16 protein-coding genes are annotated in these 17,551 nt (G+C 71.4%); 10 read left to right on the top strand and 6 right to left on the bottom strand.

The window, feature by feature from the left end:
* Positions 1 to 1,200 carry a DivIVA domain-containing protein gene (locus tag RAN62_RS02960; RefSeq protein ID WP_305782854.1) on the top strand — a complete coding sequence of 400 codons (1,200 nt, stop codon included), beginning with the start codon at positions 1 to 3 and terminating at the stop codon, positions 1,198 to 1,200.
* 57 nt (positions 1,201 to 1,257) lie between these two features.
* Here RAN62_RS02960 and RAN62_RS02955 read toward each other — a convergent pair whose 3' ends face one another.
* A complete protein-coding gene (locus RAN62_RS02955) occupies positions 1,258 to 1,485 on the bottom strand; it encodes a DUF2631 domain-containing protein (protein ID WP_305782853.1) in 228 nt (75 codons plus the stop codon).
* Positions 1,486 to 1,615: 130 nt separating this feature from the next.
* Here RAN62_RS02955 and RAN62_RS02950 point away from each other — a divergent pair, with 130 nt between their 5' ends.
* A complete protein-coding gene (locus RAN62_RS02950; RefSeq protein WP_305782852.1) occupies positions 1,616 to 3,262 on the top strand; it encodes a Rieske 2Fe-2S domain-containing protein in 1,647 nt (548 codons plus the stop codon).
* A gap of 149 nt (positions 3,263 to 3,411) precedes the next feature.
* On the opposite strand, the gene RAN62_RS02945 is transcribed toward RAN62_RS02950, so the two are convergent.
* A complete protein-coding gene (locus tag RAN62_RS02945; RefSeq protein ID WP_305782851.1) occupies positions 3,412 to 5,019 on the bottom strand; it encodes a phytoene desaturase family protein in 1,608 nt (535 codons plus the stop codon).
* 101 nt (positions 5,020 to 5,120) lie between these two features.
* On the opposite strand from RAN62_RS02945, the gene RAN62_RS02940 reads away from it, so the two are divergent.
* The 3 genes from RAN62_RS02940 (at position 5,121) to RAN62_RS02930 (ending at position 8,827) form a co-directional block, all read left to right on the top strand.
* Complete coding sequence (locus tag RAN62_RS02940; protein ID WP_305782850.1) at positions 5,121 to 7,277, top strand: MMPL family transporter; 2,157 nt, start codon at positions 5,121 to 5,123, stop codon at positions 7,275 to 7,277.
* 225 nt (positions 7,278 to 7,502) lie between these two features.
* Positions 7,503 to 8,321 (top strand): helix-turn-helix transcriptional regulator, encoded by an 819-nt coding sequence (locus RAN62_RS02935; RefSeq protein ID WP_305782849.1) that lies wholly within the window; start codon positions 7,503 to 7,505, stop codon positions 8,319 to 8,321.
* A 32-nt stretch (positions 8,322 to 8,353) separates the two neighbouring features.
* A complete protein-coding gene (locus RAN62_RS02930; protein WP_305782848.1) occupies positions 8,354 to 8,827 on the top strand; it encodes a DUF3291 domain-containing protein in 474 nt (157 codons plus the stop codon).
* Between the two features lie 144 nt (positions 8,828 to 8,971).
* Here RAN62_RS02930 and RAN62_RS02925 read toward each other — a convergent pair whose 3' ends face one another.
* Positions 8,972 to 9,829: a YhjD/YihY/BrkB family envelope integrity protein gene (locus RAN62_RS02925; protein ID WP_305782847.1), complete on the bottom strand. Its 858-nt coding sequence runs from the start codon at positions 9,827 to 9,829 to the stop codon at positions 8,972 to 8,974.
* An 82-nt stretch (positions 9,830 to 9,911) separates the two neighbouring features.
* Between RAN62_RS02925 and RAN62_RS02920 the strand changes: the two genes are divergently transcribed.
* From RAN62_RS02920 to ispG, 4 genes are read left to right on the top strand one after another with little or no spacing between them, the layout of a single operon-like run.
* Entirely contained in the window at positions 9,912 to 10,403 is a 492-nt protein-coding gene (locus RAN62_RS02920; protein ID WP_305782846.1) for a YcxB family protein, read from the top strand.
* 29 nt (positions 10,404 to 10,432) lie between these two features.
* Positions 10,433 to 11,644, top strand: a complete 1,212-nt coding sequence (gene dxr, locus RAN62_RS02915) for a 1-deoxy-D-xylulose-5-phosphate reductoisomerase (protein ID WP_305783052.1) — start codon at positions 10,433 to 10,435, stop codon at positions 11,642 to 11,644.
* Positions 11,644 to 12,885 (top strand): M50 family metallopeptidase, encoded by a 1,242-nt coding sequence (locus RAN62_RS02910; protein WP_305782845.1) that lies wholly within the window; start codon positions 11,644 to 11,646, stop codon positions 12,883 to 12,885. Before dxr ends, RAN62_RS02910 begins: the two co-directional genes overlap by 1 nt.
* 29 nt (positions 12,886 to 12,914) lie before the next feature.
* Positions 12,915 to 14,087 carry a flavodoxin-dependent (E)-4-hydroxy-3-methylbut-2-enyl-diphosphate synthase gene (ispG, locus tag RAN62_RS02905; protein WP_305782844.1) on the top strand — a complete coding sequence of 391 codons (1,173 nt, stop codon included), beginning with the start codon at positions 12,915 to 12,917 and terminating at the stop codon, positions 14,085 to 14,087.
* Positions 14,088 to 14,508: 421 nt separating this feature from the next.
* On the opposite strand, the gene RAN62_RS02900 is transcribed toward ispG, so the two are convergent.
* Positions 14,509 to 15,102: a PadR family transcriptional regulator gene (locus RAN62_RS02900; RefSeq protein ID WP_305782843.1), complete on the bottom strand. Its 594-nt coding sequence runs from the start codon at positions 15,100 to 15,102 to the stop codon at positions 14,509 to 14,511.
* Positions 15,103 to 15,224: 122 nt separating this feature from the next.
* Here RAN62_RS02900 and RAN62_RS02895 point away from each other — a divergent pair, with 122 nt between their 5' ends.
* On the top strand, positions 15,225 to 16,064 hold the full coding sequence (locus tag RAN62_RS02895; protein ID WP_305782842.1) for a GNAT family N-acetyltransferase: 840 nt from the start codon (positions 15,225 to 15,227) through the stop codon (positions 16,062 to 16,064).
* Here RAN62_RS02895 and RAN62_RS02890 read toward each other — a convergent pair.
* Together RAN62_RS02890 and RAN62_RS02885 are read right to left on the bottom strand one after the other, a co-directional pair.
* A complete protein-coding gene (locus tag RAN62_RS02890) occupies positions 16,061 to 17,029 on the bottom strand; it encodes an LLM class F420-dependent oxidoreductase (protein WP_305783051.1) in 969 nt (322 codons plus the stop codon). The genes RAN62_RS02895 and RAN62_RS02890 overlap by 4 nt on opposite strands.
* Positions 17,030 to 17,078: 49 nt before the next feature.
* Positions 17,079 to 17,459 (bottom strand): VOC family protein, encoded by a 381-nt coding sequence (locus RAN62_RS02885; protein ID WP_305782841.1) that lies wholly within the window; start codon positions 17,457 to 17,459, stop codon positions 17,079 to 17,081.
* Between the last annotated feature and the right edge of the window lie 92 nt (positions 17,460 to 17,551).

Here is a 17,551-nt window from a genome sequence, read left to right as displayed (position 1 = left end):
GTGACGAGTCAGGGGCAGCGTTTCCGCCGTCGCGCCCTGCGCCGCGGCTACAAGGTCGACGAGGTCGACGCCTTTCTCGACCGGGTCGAGGCGACCCTCGCCGGCGAGCAGTCGGGCGCGCCCGTCGGGGCCCAGGAGGTGCACGACGTCGTCTTCCGCGTGCGCTTCGGGGGCTACGACGAGTGGCAGGTCGACCTCCACCTGGACCGGGTCGAGCGCCAGCTGGCCGAGTTCGAGGACCGCGGCGGCCGCCCGGCCGACAGTCGCATGTCCGAGCCGATGCGCGCCCCCGAGCCGATGCGGTCCGACCCGATGCCCCCGGCGCGGGGCGGCATGGCCGAGCCGATGCCTCCCTCGCGCGGCGGCATGGCCGAGCGCATGAACCCCGACCGGATGAGCCAGGCCCTCGGCCGCTCCGGCCCGCCCGTGGCCCCGCCGACCGAGCGGCTCCCGGCCCCGGTGCGCGACCAGTTCGCCGACGACCGCTACGGCCGCGAGGACCCGTACGGTCAGGGCGGCGGCCAGCAGTACGGCGGCCAGCAGCAGCAGTACGGCGGCGGCCGGGACGAGCAGTACCCGCCGCGGGACGACCGTTACGGTCACGATCCGTACATCCAGGAAGACCGCCTGCAGCCGCAGCAGATGCCGCCGCGGCCGCAGATGCAGCAGCCCGACCCCTACGGACGCTACGAGGAGCAGGGCTACGGCCAGCCCCCGCAGCCGCCGCGTCCCGGTCCGGGCGGGCCGGGCCAGCAGGGTTACGACACGGGCGGCTACGACCAGTTCGAGCCGGGCCGGCACGGCAAGACCGACATGACCGCCGAGATCCGCATGCCCGACCGTGATCGCGGCTTCGGCGGCCCCGCCCCGATGAGCGGCGCCCCGCAGATGGGTGGCGGCCCGCAGATGGGCGGCGGCCCCGGCCCGGGCCCCGGCCCCGGCGGCAGCCCCGAGGTCTATCACGTCGACCAGCTACGCCGCACGTTCCAGCCGCGGCGCTTCGGCAGCGGCTACGACCCGATGCAGGTCGATCGGCTCTTCGAGAGCATCCTGCAGGCGATGACGGGCCGCGGGCCGATGCCGGTGCCGGAGAACGAGCTCGATACCCTGCAGTTCGGGCTGGTGCCGGGCGGCTACTTCGAGGCCGAGGTGGACGCCGCGCTGCGCGAGGTCAAGGACATCCTGCTGCGCCGCCGCTGACAGACACGCGAAAGCCCGCTTCCTCACCGAGGGAGCGGGCTTTCGCGTACCCGAAGATTATTGGTCGTTGGGCTTGAGGCCGTTGCGCCGCAGGACGATGTCGGCGAGCAGCGCCACGAGCAGGCCGGCGGCCAGCAGGATCAGCCACAGGTTCTCGGTGTTGCCCTCGTGGTTGCCCCACAGCATCAGGAGCAGGACGGCCGCCGAGATGATGGCGCCCCGCCGCCAGCTCTTGCGGTTGCCCGGCTTGAGCTGGTCAGGTGCGTAAACCGGCTCTTCGGCCACGACTCGGTCCTCCCGGAAGAACGATCACTCAAGGGTCTCAGTGTCGCACGCCGCCCCCGCCCCGGACGCTGTCACCCCTCACCTTGTACCTTCGATGCCGTCGGAAACACCGCGGGACAGGAGCTAAACGGTGCGGATCACGGGCACTGGCCACGCCAGCATGCGGATCGACACGAGCGCGGGGAGCATTCTCTGCGACCCGTGGGTCAACCCGGCGTTCTTCGCGTCGTGGTTCCCCTTCCCGGACAACTCGCAGCTCGACTGGGAGACGCTGGGTGACGTCGATTACCTCTACGTCTCGCACCTGCACCGGGACCACTTCGATGCGGCGCACCTGAAGCGCTACATCAACAAGAAGGCGACGGTGCTCCTCCCGGAGTACCCGACCAGCCAGCTCGAGGACGAGCTGCGGGAGCTGGGCTTCACGAGCTTCCTGCGCACCAAGTCGGACGAGGTGCACGAGCTCGACGGCGGCCTCAAGATCATGATCCAGGCGCTGATCAGCCCGACCGACGGCCCGATCGGCGACTCGTCGCTGTGGGTCGAGCACGAGGGCATCCGCGTCCTCAACCAGAACGACGCCCGCCCGTCGGACCTGTCGCGCTTCGCCGAGCTGGGCCACGTGCACGCGCACATGCTGCAGTTCTCCGGCGCCATCTGGTACCCGATGGTCTACGAGCTGCCCAGCGCCGCGAAGACCGCCTTCGGCAAGCAGAAGCGCGACCGCCAGTTCGACCGGACGTGGCGTTACATCGACGACCTCAAGGCCGACCACGTCTTCCCGATCGCCGGGCCCCCGTGCTTCCTCGACGACGAGCTGTGGCAGTTCAACGACATCCACGGTGACGAGGGCAACATCTTCCCCGACCAGTCGGTGTTCCTGACCGAATATGCCAAGGTCGGCGGCACCAACGGCGTCGTCCTGCTCCCCGGCAGTGTTTCTGAACTCACGCTTCACGCGGCCGGCGCGGAGACAATCACCGGCGTGCCCGTCCACGACGGCACCGAGCCGCCCGTCGGCGGCGCCCCCGAGGTGGTCCGCACGTCGATCGAGACCACCCACCCGACCCCGGTCGACGAGTTCTTCGCCAACAAGAAGGCCCACCTCGAGGAGATGCGCGAGCGCAAGGCGCCGATCATCGCCGCCGAGAAGGCATCGTGGCGGCACCCCGAGATCGACGTGCTGGGCGAGCTCAAGAAGCGCATCGAGCCGCTGCTCGAGGAGTCGATCTACATGGCCAAGGGCGTCGGCGGCCCGGTCCGCTTCGACCTGGTCAGCTATGACGGCGACGCGGTCGAGTCGATCCTGGTCGACTTCCCCAACAAGCAGGTCCGCCCGGCCGCCGACGAGAAGGTGCGCTACCGCTTCCGCATGCAGCGCGAGCTCATCGAGCACCTGATCTTCATCAACGAGGGCGACTGGGTGAACTCGGTCTTCCTCTCGTGCCGCTTCTCGGCCGCGCGCATCGGCCAGTACAACGAGTTCGTCTACGCCTTCTTCAAGTGCCTCAGCGAGGAGCGCCTCCAGTACGCCGAGGGCTGGTACGACGAGCACGAGAAGGCCGTCGACGCCGAGGACATCCACATGGGCGACTGGACGGTGCAGCGGCGGTGCCCGCACCTGAAGGCGGACCTGAGCCGGTTCGGCATCGTCGAGGGCAACCAGCTGACGTGCCAGCTGCACGGGTGGAAGTTCGACCTGCCGAGCGGGCGGTGCCTCACCAGCGTGGGCCACAAGATCCGCGCGGAGAAGATAGCGGCCGAGGCGAAGAGCTAGATCGGCGAGGCTTTCCCGCCGTCAGCGGCTCACGGTCACACCGCCCATCGCGCGCCGGCCACTTGAGCATGTCGGCGGTGGCTGTGTCCGTCGCCGGGCCGGGCGGCGGCGGACATGGGCTGGTCGGTGGGCGGGTTCGCCGGGGTCTGTCAGTGGGCGGCGGGGAGGCCGAGGTCGGCGAGGATGCGCTGGGCGGCGTTGTGGCCGGCGGCGCCGATGACGCTGCCGGCGGGGTGGGTTCCGGCGGAGCCGGCGTAGAGGCCGTCGAGGCCGGTGGCGTAGGGCATGCGCTCGTCGAAGGCGACCGTGTTGTCGACGTGGTGGATGTGGCCGCCGGTGATGCCGAAGTGGCGCTCGATGCCGGGCGGGGTGAGGGGCATGGTGTCGGCGACCAGGGCGGAGGTGCCCGGGGCGTATCTGTCACAGATCTCCAGGAGCTTTGTCACATAGCCGGGCAGCGCCTCCTCCCACGTGGTGCCGGCCGGGGCGTAGGGGACCGACTGCACGAACAGCGCCGACGAGTGGTGCCCGGCGTCGTCCTGGAGGGACGGGTCGACGGTGGTGTGGAGGTACCACTCGATGGTCGGCTCGTCGGGCAGCCGGCCCGCCTGCACGTCGGCCCACATCGCGCGGAGGGCGGCCATGGGGGAGTCGCCCTCGGTGGTGCCCGCGAGACCCGCGGAGCCGGGCAGCAGGTGGATCGTCGACCCGAACGGGGACGGCGCCTCCTCCGGCAGGCACGAGAAGTGCGGGAGCCCCGTGAGCGCGAGGTTGAGCTTGAGGGTGGTGCCGGGGCGGCGTACGGCTGTCATGCGGTCGACGAGCCCGGCCGGCAGCGCGCCGTCGGGGACGAGGGACATCAGCTGGTAGGGGTCGCAGGCGCCCAGGACGACCCGGGCCTCGATCGATCGCCCGTCGGCGAGGACCACGCCGCCGGCTGTCCGGTTGTCGACGGTGACGCTCGCCACGGGTGCGCCGGTGACGATCCGGGCGCCGGCCGCGCGGGCCGCGGTGGCGAAAGTGGCGGCGACGGTGCCCATGCCGCCCGCCGCGATCATCCACGTGCCGTCGGCGCCGGGGAGGCGGCACATGTTGTGGACCAGGAAGTTGTGCCCCGTGCCGGGGTCGTCGGGGCCGGCGTTGAGGCCCGAGAGTCCGTCGGTCACCGCGTACATGCTGGTCAGTAGTTCGCTCTTGAAGCCGAACCGGGCCAGGTAGTCCGCGACGGAGCCCCGCACGAGATCGACGAAGGTGCTCTGCAGCTGCGGGCGGATGTGCCGGTCGGCGATCTCCTCGACGGAACCGGGCTCGGCGAGCCACGCGGGGGCCAGGTCGGAGCGCAGCGCGGCGATCTCGACCCGCAGCGCGTCGTCGGCCGCGATGTCGCGCGGCGAGAAGAACCGCTCCATCTGGGCCCGGGTGGCCTCGCGGTCGGTGCCGAAGAGCAGGTAGGGCGCGCCGGGGCCGCCGGGTGTCGGCAGGAAATAGTGCGGGTCGCGGCGCAGCACCGGGATGTCGACGTCGAGGACGCGCAGCAGCTCGGGCGGCATGAGGCCGAGCAGGTAGGACCCGGTGGACTGGCCGAGGCCGGGCACCTTGGCGAACGGGCGCTCGGTGCGCGTGGCGCCGCCCAGCACGTCCGCGGCCTCCAGGACGACCACGGACAGGCCGGCGCGGGCGAGCAGCACCGCGGAGACCAGGCCGTTGTGGCCCGATCCGATGATCACTACGTCAGCACGCGACGGCAGAGCGTTCATGCTGGCCGACTTTAGCGCGTCCGGGGCGGCTTGCAATTCCGGCATTTCGGGCTGTGGACAACGATTCGCGTTCGAAGGCGGGAACCGGGTAAGACAGACGGGTGTTCGAACGATGGGGCAACATCGTCCTCCGGACGCGATGGTGGATCATCGCGGCCGGGCTGGCGCTCGTGGTCGCCGGAGCCACCTGGGGCGCCGGCGTCTTCGGTGCGCTCACCGGCGGCGGCTACGACGACCCGGACAGCGAGTCCAACCGGGCCGCGGCCGCGATCGCCGAGCAGCTGGGCACCCGCGACCCGGAGCTGGTCGTCCTCTGGTCCGCCCCGGGTCCGGTCGACTCCCCGCAGGTCCGCGAGGCCGTGGCCGCAGCGGTCGCGCGCATCCGGGCGCAGAGCGACGTCGAGCAGGTCGCCAGCTATCTCGACCCGGGCGCCTCCCCGGCGTTCGTCAGCACCGACAAGCGGGCGACCTATGCGGCCGTCTATCTGCGCGCCCGCGACGAGGACGGGCAGACCGAGGCGCTGCACCGGATCGAGCCGGCCTTCGCCGCGGCCGGGCTGCGGACCCAGGTCGGCGGTCTGGTGGCGTTCTCCGACGAGGCCGCCACTCAGACGGAGAAGGACATCACGCGCGCGGAGATCTTCTCGCTCCCGGTGCTGCTGGTCCTGCTCGTGCTCATCTTCCGGGGCCTCATCGCCGCCCTGTCGCCACTGGTCATCGGCGGCATCGCCATTCTCGGGGCGTTCGTGGCGGTGCGGGCGCTGACATATGTCACCGACATCAGTGTCTTCGCGATCAACGTGATCACCCTGCTCGGACTCGGCATGGCGGTCGACTACTCGCTGTTCGTGGTCAGCCGGTTCCGGGAGGAGCTCGCGGGCGGGGCCGATGTTCCGGTCGCCGTGCGGACGACGGTCGCCACCGCCGGGCGTACGGTCATGGTGTCAGGTCTCACGATCGTGCTCGCGCTGTCGAGTCTGCTGATCTTCCCGCAGCCGTTCCTGGGCGGCATGGCGATCGGTGGCATGGCCGCCGTGCTGGTCGCGATGCTGGCGGCGCTGACCGTCCTGCCCGCCTCGCTCGCCCTGCTCGGCCGGCGCATCGACAAGCTGCGCATCCCCTGGCCGGGGCGCGCCGCCCGCGGTGCCGTCGGAGGCGAGGCGTGGGCCCGCGTCGCCCACTCCGTCATGCGCCGGCCGGTGCTCTATGTCGTGGGCGTGCTCGCCGTGCTGGTGGCGTTCGCGGCGCCGTTCCTGCGGGTGGAGTTCGGAGGCTTCGACGAGCGGGTGCTGCCACCGGGCAGCGAGGCGCGGGTGGTCGGTGCGACGCTCGACACCCGGTTCCCGGGCGGCGGGTCCGATCCGATCAATGTTGTCGTTCAGGGGACGGCGGGCGACCTTGCCGATCGGGTCGCGGCACTGCCCGACGTGACGGGTGCGGCCGTGACCGCGCAGCGCGGGGACGCGACGCTCATCACGGTGACATATGCGGAGGGGCTCTCCGGGGCGGAGTCGCGCGATGTGGTCGCCGGGATCCGCGGGCTGAGCCGGCCGGCGGGGACCGAGGTGCTGGTCGGGGGCCGGCCCGCGATCGACCTCGACCTGCTGGAAAGCCTCTCCGACCGGCTGCCGTGGATGGCGCTCATCATGGCGGTGGCGACGATGCTGCTGCTCTTCCTGGCGTTCGGCTCGGTGCTGCTCCCGGTCAAGGCCGTCCTGATGAACGCGGTGTCGATCGGCGCGTCCTTCGGCGTCGTCGTGTGGATCTTCCAGGAGGGTCACTTCGAGGGGCTGCTGCGCTACGAGTCGACCGGCTTCATCGAGCCGAGCAACATGATCCTCGTGCTGGCGGTGCTGTTCGGGCTGGCCACCGACTACGAGGTGTTCCTGCTGTCCCGCGTGCGCGAGGAGTGGGACCGCACGGGCGACAACACGACGGCGGTCGCCACAGGTCTGCAGCGCACCGGCGGCATCATCACCGCGGCGGCGCTGCTGTTGATCACGGTGGTGGCGGGCTTCGCCACGGGCGGTGTGACCGTCATCAAGACGATCGGCGTCGGGATGATCGTGGCCATCGTCATCGACGCGACGCTGGTGCGGGCGCTGCTGGTACCGGCAACGATGCGGCTGCTCGGGCGGTGGAACTGGTGGGCGCCGGGGGTGCTGGGTCGCTTCTACGCGCGGCACGGCATTCACGAGACCGAACGGGCGGTGCGGGAGGACGAGCGCTCCCGGGAGTCGGCTCGCGCGGTGCCTTAGGTAGGCGCGCGATTTGCGGCGAGCACTTCTTCGAGGCGGCTCGCTGTGGGTCGTGGGTTGGCGTGCGGTTTGTGGCGGGCGCTTGAGTGGGCGGGCGAAGCGAGGGGTGCGGGTTGCTTGAGTGAGTGAGGCGAGGGGTCCTGGTCGGTTGAGTCAGGTGGGCGGGAGATGGCGGGGCGGGGTTGAGGTTCTAGTGCCAAGTTGTGTTGGCAATACGATGGCGGGGTGACTGGTCCGGAGTTCCTCGGCGGCCTGGAGGCTGTGGCGAGTTTGGCTGACCGGGTTCGGCGGCAGGCGTACCGGTTCGTGGTGGATGCGGGTGCGGCGGTGGGCCGGGACGAGGTTGCCGAGGCGCTGGGGGTGGGGCGGACGCTGGCTGCCTTCCACCTGGACAAGCTGGTGAGCGCCGGGCTGCTCGAGACGTCTTATGCGCGGCGGTCGGGGCGGACCGGGCCGGGGGCCGGGCGGCCGGCGAAGTTGTATCGGCCGGCCGCGGGTGAGCATGCCGTCAGTGTGCCGCCGCGGGCTTATCGGGGCGCGGGCGAGCTGCTCGCGGAGGCGATCGAGGAGGCCGGGGTCGAGGAGACGCTTTACCGGGTGGCGGAGCGGCACGGCCGGCAAGCGGGGGCCGGCGCGACTGACGCCGGTGACGCCGCTGAGGGGCGGGGTCGGCAAGCGGGCGATGGCGGCGGGCCGGTACGGCGACGGGGAGAGTCTGAAGCCGGCGACCTGGGCGGTGCGGCGGTGCGGGGTGGTTCGCGCGGGGCGGACGGGGATGCGCGCCGGCGGGTGGGGGAGCTGCTGGCGGAGCAGGGGTATGGGCCCGTGTGGGCCGGGGCGGACCGGGTTGAGCTGCGTAATTGTCCGTTTCATCGGCTGGCGGAGCAGTTCCCGCCGGTGGTCTGCGGGATGAATCTGGCGTTGGTGAGCGGGCTGCTGGCGGGGAACGGCCTGGCCGGCGAGTGGGTGGCCCGGATGGACGCCGCTCCGGGGCGGTGCTGCGTGACGGTCGAGGGCGTCGCTTCTAAAAACAATTCTGATTGACGTTAGGTCATGGCTCTGGTGTGCTGGCGGGCATGAGCGCCTTTCACCTGGCCCAGTTGAACACCGCTCGCCTGCGTGCCCCGGTCGACGATCCTTCGATCGCCGAGTTCGTCGCGGGGGTCGCGCTGATGAACGCGCTGGCGGACCGGTCGCCCGGCTTCGTGTGGCGGCTGGCCGAGGGCGAGTCGGGGTACGACGCCACGTTCGAGGTTCCGGGGCTGCCCGGCACGATCCTCACCTACTCGCTGTGGGAGTCGGTGGAGGACCTCCGGGCGTACGTTTATCAGAGCGCCCACCTCGATTATCTGCGCCGCCGCCGGGACTGGTTCGTGCCGCACGAGCACCGCGAGTCGATGGTGCTGTGGTGGACGCCGGCCGGCCGGATTCCGCCCGTGGCCGAGGGGCTCGCGCGGCTCGAGCGGCTTCGGGCCGAGGGGGCGACGCCGGCGGCGTTCACGTTTCGCCGCTTGTTCCCGGCGCCGGTGCTGGAGCCCACCGTTCCCTGACGTGGCCTCCAGCTGCGGGGACTGATGAGCCTGCCGGTGGTCACTCGGACCGACACCCCGTCCCCGCCCGCGTCGGCGCGCAGGAGGCCTGGGTCCCAGCGCAAGCGCCCGCGCGTACCCCGGCCGGTGACGGGAAGAAAGGGGTCAGACGGCGGGCACCGGGTCGGGGTCGGGTTGCTCGGCGAGGTGGCGGGTGCGGCGGGCGCGCTGGTAGGTGCTGGCGCTCCGGGTGGCGGCGTAGCCGGCCAGGATGATGACGTGGAAGAGGTAGAGCCAGAGGCCGACGGCGACCACGCCACCGATCTCGGTGAAGCCGCCGAAGGGGACGCCCAGGTCCAGGGGCAGCGAGCAGAAGAGCACGAAGCCGTGCAGGAAGCCGGACAGGTTCGCGGCGGTGAAGGAGCCGACCAGGACGGTGGACAGCCACTCGGGGCGGCCCGGGGCGATGCCTCGGTAGACCCAGATGACGACCGGGGTGAGGACCAGCCACGCGGCCAGGAACGACAGGACCACGCCGAGGACGGAGTACCAGCCGCCGCGGACCCAGAGGCCACTGGTCACGGGAAGGGCCAGGAAGAGGCTGAGCAGCAGGGCCGGGGCGGCCGCGAGCAGCGGGAGCCACAGGATGCGGCCGCGCCAGCCGACCAGGGACTCGCCCGGTTCGCGGAGGGAGACGAAGGCGCGGCGGAGGCCCTCGCCGTAGAAGGTGGCGGGGAGGAGGCTGGCCACGGCGAGCCAGGGGGTCAGGTGCAGGCCGGCGTCGATCAGGGCGGCCAGGGCCTGGGGCGCCCCGATGGCGTCGGGGAGGGCGTCGATGGTGTGGCCGGTCAGGCGGCGTACGCGGTCCGCGCCGGCGATGAGGCCGGTGAGCCAGATGGCGAGCAGGGCCACCGGGACTACGGCGATTCCGGCGTAAAAGGTGACCGCGGCGGCGTGCAGGGCCAGGTCCCGGCCCCGTAACGGGCGGAAGGCGGTGGCCAGGAGCCGGCGGAGGGTTCGCATGGGTGTCTCATACCCAGCGGAGCACTACGATCCCGCACGGCGACGGTTCCTGATCTTGTGACCCGCGAACGGGGAGACACGGATGTCACTGACCTACACGGCGGCCTTCGACGAGCGATCGCTCACGGCGGCCGTCAAGCAGCTGCTGCGGACCGTGGTGCGGTCCATCTACGTCCTGGCGGCCCTGGCCGTCGCCTTCGGCCTGCTCGAGGGGATCAGGGGGAACTCCGGTCTGGCCGTGGGCTGTTTCGTCGCGGCGATCGTGGTCGTCGTCATCTTCCCGCGGTCGATGCTCCGCCGCTCCGTCGAGCTCAACATGCGCAGCGTCGGCCGGCCCACGACGTACGACTTCGGGCCCGCCGGCATCGGCACCCGCAACGAGCTCTACCAGACGCTGTGGTCCTGGGTCGCCATCACGACCGTGGACGAGCGGCCCGGATATCTCGTCGTCCGCCTGCACACGACGCAGAGCCTGCTCGTACCGACCGCGGGTCTGAGCCCGGAGCAGCTGGCCACCCTCCGGGCGATCCTCGCCGCACGGGGCGCCGGGGCCGTCGCGGAAAGGCAAGGCTGAGCGCGGCGGGGGTGCGCGCGTCCGGGATGATGGCGGGCATGCGTGAGCTCGTCCTGCTCGGTTCGACCGGGTCCATCGGCACCCAGGCCATCGACATCGTCCAGCGGAACCCGGACCGGTTCCGGGTGGTCGCCGTCGGCGCGGGCGGGGGGAACGTCGAGTTGCTCGCCGCGCAGGCGCTCGGGCTGGGGGTCGACGTCGTCGGGGTGGCGAAGGCGAGTGCCGTGCAGGATCTGCAGCTGGCTTTCTACGCCGAGGCGCAGAAGCGGGGCTGGGCGACCGGGGACTTCAAGCTGCCCAAGATCGTGGCGGGCCCGGACGCGATGACGGAGCTCGCCCAGTGGCCCTGTGACGTGGTGCTGAACGGCGTCGTGGGCAGCCTGGGACTCGCGCCCACGCTGGCGGCGCTGCGCTCCGGACGTACGCTGGCGCTGGCGAACAAGGAGTCGCTCGTCGCCGGCGGCCCGCTCGTGAAGGCCGCGGTGCAGCGGCCGGGGCAGATCGTCCCCGTCGATTCCGAGCACTCGGCGCTGGCGCAGGGTCTGCGGGGCGGGACCGAGCGGGAGGTACGCCGCCTCGTGCTGACCGCGAGCGGGGGAGCGTTCCGCGACCGGCGGCGCGAGGAACTCGTGAACGTGACGCCGGAGGAGGCGCTCAAGCACCCGACGTGGGACATGGGGCCGGTTGTCACGATCAACTCGGCCACCATGGTGAACAAGGGGCTCGAGGTGATCGAGGCGCACGAGCTGTTCGGCGTGGCGTACGACGACATCGAGGTGATGGTGCACCCGCAGTCGGTGCTGCACTCGCTCGTGGAGTTCACCGACGGGTCGACGCTCGCGCAGGCCAGCCCGCCGGACATGCGGCTGCCGATCGCGCTCGCGCTGGCCTGGCCGGAGCGGGTGCCCGGCGCCGCGGCCGGGGTGGACTGGACGCTCGCGCACAACTGGGAGCTGCGGCCGCTGGACACCGAGGCGTTCCCGGCCGTCGAGCTGGCCAAGGAGGCCGGCCGCACGGGACGCTGCCGGCCGGCCGTCTACAACGCCGCCAACGAGGAGTGTGTGGCCGCCTTCGCGTCCGGTCGGCTACCTTTCCTGGGCATCGTCGACACTCTGGCGGCGGTGCTCGCGGCGGCCCCCGAGTTCGGCGAACCGGGTACCGTCGAGGAGGTGCTGGCCGCGGAGGAATGGGCGCGCGCCCAGGCCCGGCGGATGATCGCGACTGCGGCTGAAGGAGCCTGATGCTGTACTGGTTGGGGACGGCGGCGTTCGCGCTCGCGATCCTGATCTCGGTGAGCCTGCACGAGCTGGGGCACATGATCACCGCCAAGCGGTTCGGCATGAAGGTCACCAAGTACTTCGTGGGCTTCGGCCCGACGATCTTCTCCTTCCACCGCGGTGAGACGGAGTACGGCCTCAAGGCCATCCCGCTCGGCGGCTTCTGCAAGATCGTCGGGATGACGCCGCAGGACGACGACGTCGAGCCGCAGGACCAGCCGCGGGCGATGTGGCGCTTCCCGGTGTGGAAGCGGACGATCGTGATGTCCGCGGGCTCGATCACCCACTTCATCCTGGCCGTGGTGGCCACGTGGTTCGCCGCCGTCTTCGTCGGCCTGCCCAACCCGGACCTGCCGCAGACCACCGACGAATACCGCGCCCTGCCCGCCCGGGTCAACGTCGCCGACTGCATCTCGGCCGGCGGCGCCGCGTGCGCGGCCACCGACCCGAAGGCGCCCGCCGCGATCGCGGGCCTGCGGGACGGCGACGTCATCACCCAGATCGGGAGCACCCCGATCCAGAACTACGGCCAGCTCACCGAGGTCATCCGGGAGCAGCCCGCCGGCCCGGTCACGGTCGCTTACACCCGCGACGGTACGCCCGGCAGCGTCAGCGTCGACCTCGTCACCGCGTCCCGCCCGCCCCTCGACAATCCCGACGGCACGCCCGTCCAGGTGTCGGTGGCCGGCGTGTCGCAGGACATCGACATGCCGGCGTCGGTCACCTACGGCCCGGTCGCCGGGGTGGGCGCGAGCTTCGACTACGGCTGGGACCTGGTCAAGGCGTCCTTCGCGGCGCTGGGCCGGATCCCGGAGAAGGTCCCCGCGCTGTGGCACTCGATCACCGGCGCCGAGCGTGACCCCGACACCCCGATCAGCGTCGTGGGCGCCAGCCGGCTCGGCGGCGAGGCGATCGAGCAGGGCGTGCCGCAGATCTTCCTGCTGATCTTCATCTCGCTGAACGTCTTCATCGGCCTCTTCAACCTGCTGCCGCTGCTGCCGGTTGACGGTGGTCACATCGCCATCGCGTGGTACGAGAAAGTGCGCTCCTGGATCTACGCTTGGCGCAAGAAGCCCGACCCCGGGCGCGTGGACTACTACAAGCTCATGCCGTTGACCTACGCCGTCATCCTGATCGGTGGCGCGTTCACCGTGCTGACCATCACCGCCGACGTCGTCAACCCGATCTCGATCTTCTCCCGGTAAGAGAGAGCTTCCTCCCAGGTGAGTGAGAAATGACCGCAATCAGTCTCGGTATGCCGGCCGTCCCCCCGCCGCCGCTGGCCCCCCGCCGGCAGAGCCGTCAGATCAATGTCGGCGGCGTGCTGGTCGGCGGCGGCGCCCCGGTCAGCGTGCAGTCGATGACCACCACGCTCACGTCCGACGTCAACGCGACCCTGCAGCAGATCGCCGAGCTCACGGCGTCGGGCTGCCAGATCGTCCGCGTCGCCGTGCCGTCCCAGGACGACGTCGAGGCGCTGCCCGCGATCGCCAAGAAGTCGCAGATCCCGGTGATCGCCGACATCCACTTCCAGCCGAAGTACGTCTTCGCGGCCATCGACGCCGGCTGTGCGGCCGTCCGGGTCAACCCGGGCAACATCCGCCAGTTCGACGACAAGGTCAAGGAGATCGCCAAGGCGGCCGGCGACGCGGGTGTGCCCATCCGCATCGGCGTCAACGCGGGCTCGCTCGACAAGCGCCTGCTGGAGAAGTACGGCAAGGCGACGGCCGAGGCGCTCGTCGAGTCGGCGCTGTGGGAGTGCTCGCTGTTCGAGGAGCACGGGTTCCGCGACATCAAGATCTCGGTCAAGCACAACGACCCGGTCGTCATGATCCGGGCCTACCGGCAGCTCGCCGAGCAGTGCGACTACCCGCTGCACCTGGGCGTCACCGAGGCCGGGCCGGCGTTCCAGGGCACGATCAAGAGCGCGGTGGCGTTCGGGGCGCTGCTCGCCGAGGGCATCGGCGACACCATCCGGGTCTCGCTGTCGGCGCCGCCGGTCGAGGAGATCAAGGTCGGTCAGCAGATCCTCGAGTCGCTGGGGCTGCGCGAGCGCGGGCTCGAGATCGTGTCGTGCCCGTCGTGCGGTCGCGCGCAGGTGGACGTCTACACGCTCGCCGAGCAGGTGACGGCGGCGCTGGACGGCTTCCCCGTGCCGCTGCGCGTCGCCGTCATGGGCTGTGTGGTGAACGGGCCGGGCGAGGCGCGCGAGGCGGACCTGGGGGTCGCGTCGGGCAACGGCAAGGGGCAGATCTTCGTCAAGGGTCAGGTCATCAAGACGGTGCCCGAGTCGATCATCGTGGAGACGCTGGTCGAGGAGGCGCTGCGGCTGGCCGACGAGATGGGCGCCGAGCTGCCGGACGAGCTGCGCGAGCTGATGCCCGGCCCGCAGGTCACGGTCCACTGACGCGGCGGCGAGAGCTGACCTGACGGCGCGCGCGACGAAAGCTGATGCAACGGCGCGCGCCGAAAGCTGACGCAGGGGTGCGCGCTGGGAAAGCTGACGCGGCGGCGCGCGGGAGCTGACGGCCGCACGCGCGCGAAGTGCAGACGTAAGCACGAACGGCCCCGGCTCGAGATCTTCCGAGATCCGAGCCGGGGCCGTCGTGTGTTGGGGGCGGGGAGCCACGTGAGCTGTCGGCACCAGGCGGGCGCCGGGCGGGTGAGTGGGCAGCTGCGCCCGGCGCTCGCGGCACAGGCTCGCACCGGCAGCGCCTCGCGCGGCAGCCAGCTAGCCCCGGGGTTGCTTCTGTCCGGCTGGTTGCCCGTACTTGAGAAGCAGCAGGGCCACCTGCAAGCGGAGGAAAGCCGCGAACCGCACCGCCGCCTCAGCTCTCGTCGGCCAGGACGCCGTAGAGCTTGCGCTTCGTCTCGTTGAGGATCTCGAGCGCCCGCTGGCGCTGCTCGGGCGTGCCGTTGAAGCCGACCTGGCGCAGCGCGTCCATGATGCCGACGGCCGCGTCGCGGAAGTCGGCGGCCTGGGACATGGTGTCCTCGCTGAACTGGGCCCACGGCGGGTTCTCGGCCGCGGTCTGCGCCTCGGGCCGCCCGTCCTCGGTGAGCGAGAAGCGCTTCCGCCCGCCGGTCGGCTCGGCCACGATCATGCCCTCGTCCTCCAGCAGTTGCAGCGTCGGATAGACCGACCCCGGGCTGGGGCGCCAGATGCCGCCGGTGCGGCTCTCCAGCTCTTGAATCATTTCGTAGCCGTGCATCGGGCGCTCCAGCAGCAGCGCCAGGACGGCCGGCCGGACGTTGGGCCGGCTGCCGCGGCCACCGCGGCGCCCGTGTCGGTGACCAGGGTTGGCCGGGCCCTGATGGCCGCCGAAGCCCCCGAAGCCGCCGAAACCGCCCGGCCCGCCGAACGGGAAACCGCCCCGTCCGTAAGCCGCTTCCTTCAGGTGACGCAGGTGTTCGTACCGCATGATGTTCTCCATTCGATCGTCGATAGTTAGACGATATATCGGCAACGTGTCGGGCGCAAGGTTTTTCGGAAGGGTCGGGTGCGCGGGGTGTCGGAGGCCCGACATCTGGCAATCTGTTACGTGTGCTGACGGTGCCCATTCGCCAACTCGGGGAGTCCGAGCGGAGCACGGTGGAGCGGATCCTCGACGAGGACCCGTACGCCGGTGCGCAGATCGCCGAGCGGATCGCGGCCCACGGCCTCAACTGGTGGCGGTCCGACGGGCGGGTCTACGGCTACGGCCCGGGCCGCCGCGTCGAGTCGATCGTCTGGTCGGGCGCCCACCTGGTGCCGGTGCGCACCACGCCGGCGGCGGTCGAGGCGTTCGCCGACCTGCTCGGCGCCGATCCCCGGATCTGCTCGTCCATCATCGGGCGCTCGGAGGCGGTCCTCGACCTGTGGAACAGGCTCTCGGTGCACTGGGGGCCGGCCCGCGACGTCCGCCCGGACCAGCCGCTGCTGGTCGCCGAGCGCGAGGCGCCCGTCGCGCCGGACCCGTCGGTGCGCCTGGTGCAGCCGCACGAGGTCGATCAGCTCTTCCCGGCGGCCGTCGCCATGTACACCGAGGAGGTCGGCGTCTCCCCGCTCATGGACGACGGCGGCCGCGGCTACCGGCGGCGGATCGCCGAGCTGGTCAAGGGCAAGCGGGCGTACGCCCGGTTCGACGGCGACCGGGTCATCTTCAAGGCGGAGCTGGCCATCGTGACCCGGCGCACCACCCAGGTGCAGGGCGTCTGGGTCGACCCGGCCTATCGCGGCCGGGGCCTGGCGGCCGGGGCGATGGCGACCGTGGTGCAGGACGCGCTGCGCCGGGTCGCGCCGACGGTCAGCCTCTATGTCAACGACTACAACACCGCGGCCCGCCGGGTGTACGCACGCTGCGGTTTCGTGCAGCAGGGCAGCTTCGCGACCGTTTTGTTCTAACGGGCCGGGCCGAGCTTGCCCAGAACGTCCCGCAGCGTCGCCGACCCGCCGCGTTCCAGCTCCGGCGTCGGCAGCAGTGCCATCACGGGTACGCCGACGCCCGCCTCGGCATAACGGGCCACGCGCTTGCGGCACTCCTCGGGCGACCCGTGGACGACCAGCTCGTCGACGACCTCGTCCGGGATGGCGGCCAGGGCGCCCCGCCGATCGCCCGCCGCCCACGCCTGCCACATCGGGCCGAGCTCCGACTCGCGGCCCAGCCAGCGATGGAACGCGGCGTAGGCGGGCACGGTCAGATAGGCGGCGATCAGGCGGCGGGCGGCGTTCCGGGCGTACGCCCGATCCTCGGTCGGGCAGACGAAGATGCGCGCCACGACCTCGAAGCCGGCCGGGGCGGGCTTGATCTCCGACAGTGCCCGGGACACGTCGGTGGCGGCGAGCCAGTTGAGGATCACACCGTCGGCGTGCGTGGCGGCGAGGCGCAACATGCCCGGGCGCAGGGCGGCGAGCAGCAGGCGGGGCGGGAGCGACGGGGGCCGCTCGAGCCGGAAGCGCCGGATGCGGAACGTCTCGTACTCCGCGTCGACGGTCTCGCCGGCCAGGGCGCTGCGCAGGAACGTCAGCATGTCGCGGCTGCGGGCCCACGGCTTCTCGAACTCCGCCGCGTTCCAGTCGCCGACGACCACGGGCGACGACGCGCCGATGCCCAGGCTGAACCGGCCCAGCGCGGCGTCGGCCAGGGCGGCGGCCGTCATCGCGAGCAGGCCCGGCCCGCGGGTGAAGACGGGGGTGATCGCCGTGCCCAGCCGTGCGCGGGGCTGCCACACCGAGGCGAGCGTGAGCGGCGTGAACGCGTCACTGCCGCTGACCTCGCTCGACCACAGATCGGTGAACCCGGCCTCGGTCAGCGTGGCGAGCAGCGCCGCGTGCTCGCTCAGCGGTACGCCACCCAGCGGAACGGTCATGCCCCATCGCGTCACCATGCCGAGATCCTGCCCGTGCGGTCGACGACGGTCAATGATTCGCCCACGTGCGAGAACTGAGCGCGAGGCGATAACCATCATGATCCCGTACGGTCACCGCCCACCGATCCCAGTACGGCCCCTGGGACACCACTGTCCCGCCGTACGCGACGAGCCGGGCGACCAGATCGTCCGGCGCCGGCTCGCCCAGGTAGAGCACGAGCAGATCCTCCTCGGACGGCGCCGGTGTCCCGCCCAGCACCAGCTCCAGGTGCCACGCGGCGTCGGGCGCGCCGACCATGAGCAGGTCGTGTTCGCCGGGGGCCGACGCCGTGCCTCGATGGAGCACCTCCAGCCCGAGCCCCTCGACGTAGAAGCGTTCGGCGGCGGCCAGGTCGGTGCACGGTCGCGCGATGCGCAGATGCGGAGTCATGGCGTCCATGGTGAGGTGCGCCACCGCGCGCGTCGATCGACAAGCGTGCGGGGTATGTTTTTGAACTGACCAGTCAGTTTAAAGTAGGTGGG

Origin of the sequence: Symbioplanes lichenis, from assembly GCF_030709675.1 — a bacterium.
In the GTDB taxonomy this organism is placed as follows: Bacteria; Actinomycetota; Actinomycetes; order Mycobacteriales; family Micromonosporaceae; genus Actinoplanes; species Actinoplanes lichenis.
This window is presented reverse-complemented; position numbering and strand designations above follow the sequence as displayed.

Bases quoted from the DNA above. Each gene is read 5' to 3' on its own strand.
- RAN62_RS02945 (WP_305782851.1), bottom strand. From the start codon at position 5,019: ATGAACGCTCTGCCGTCGCGTGCTGACGTAGTGATCATCGGATCGGGC.
- RAN62_RS02930 (WP_305782848.1), top strand. From the start codon at position 8,354: ATGAGCGCCTTTCACCTGGCCCAGTTGAACACCGCTCGCCTGCGTGCC.
- RAN62_RS02925 (WP_305782847.1), bottom strand. From the start codon at position 9,829: ATGCGAACCCTCCGCCGGCTCCTGGCCACCGCCTTCCGCCCGTTACGG.
- RAN62_RS02920 (WP_305782846.1), top strand. From the start codon at position 9,912: ATGTCACTGACCTACACGGCGGCCTTCGACGAGCGATCGCTCACGGCG.
- dxr (WP_305783052.1), top strand. From the start codon at position 10,433: ATGGCGGGCATGCGTGAGCTCGTCCTGCTCGGTTCGACCGGGTCCATC.
- RAN62_RS02910 (WP_305782845.1), top strand. From the start codon at position 11,644: ATGCTGTACTGGTTGGGGACGGCGGCGTTCGCGCTCGCGATCCTGATC.
- ispG (WP_305782844.1), top strand. From the start codon at position 12,915: ATGACCGCAATCAGTCTCGGTATGCCGGCCGTCCCCCCGCCGCCGCTG.
- RAN62_RS02900 (WP_305782843.1), bottom strand. From the start codon at position 15,102: ATGCGGTACGAACACCTGCGTCACCTGAAGGAAGCGGCTTACGGACGG.
- RAN62_RS02890 (WP_305783051.1), bottom strand. From the start codon at position 17,029: ATGACCGTTCCGCTGGGTGGCGTACCGCTGAGCGAGCACGCGGCGCTG.
- RAN62_RS02885 (WP_305782841.1), bottom strand. From the start codon at position 17,459: ATGACTCCGCATCTGCGCATCGCGCGACCGTGCACCGACCTGGCCGCC.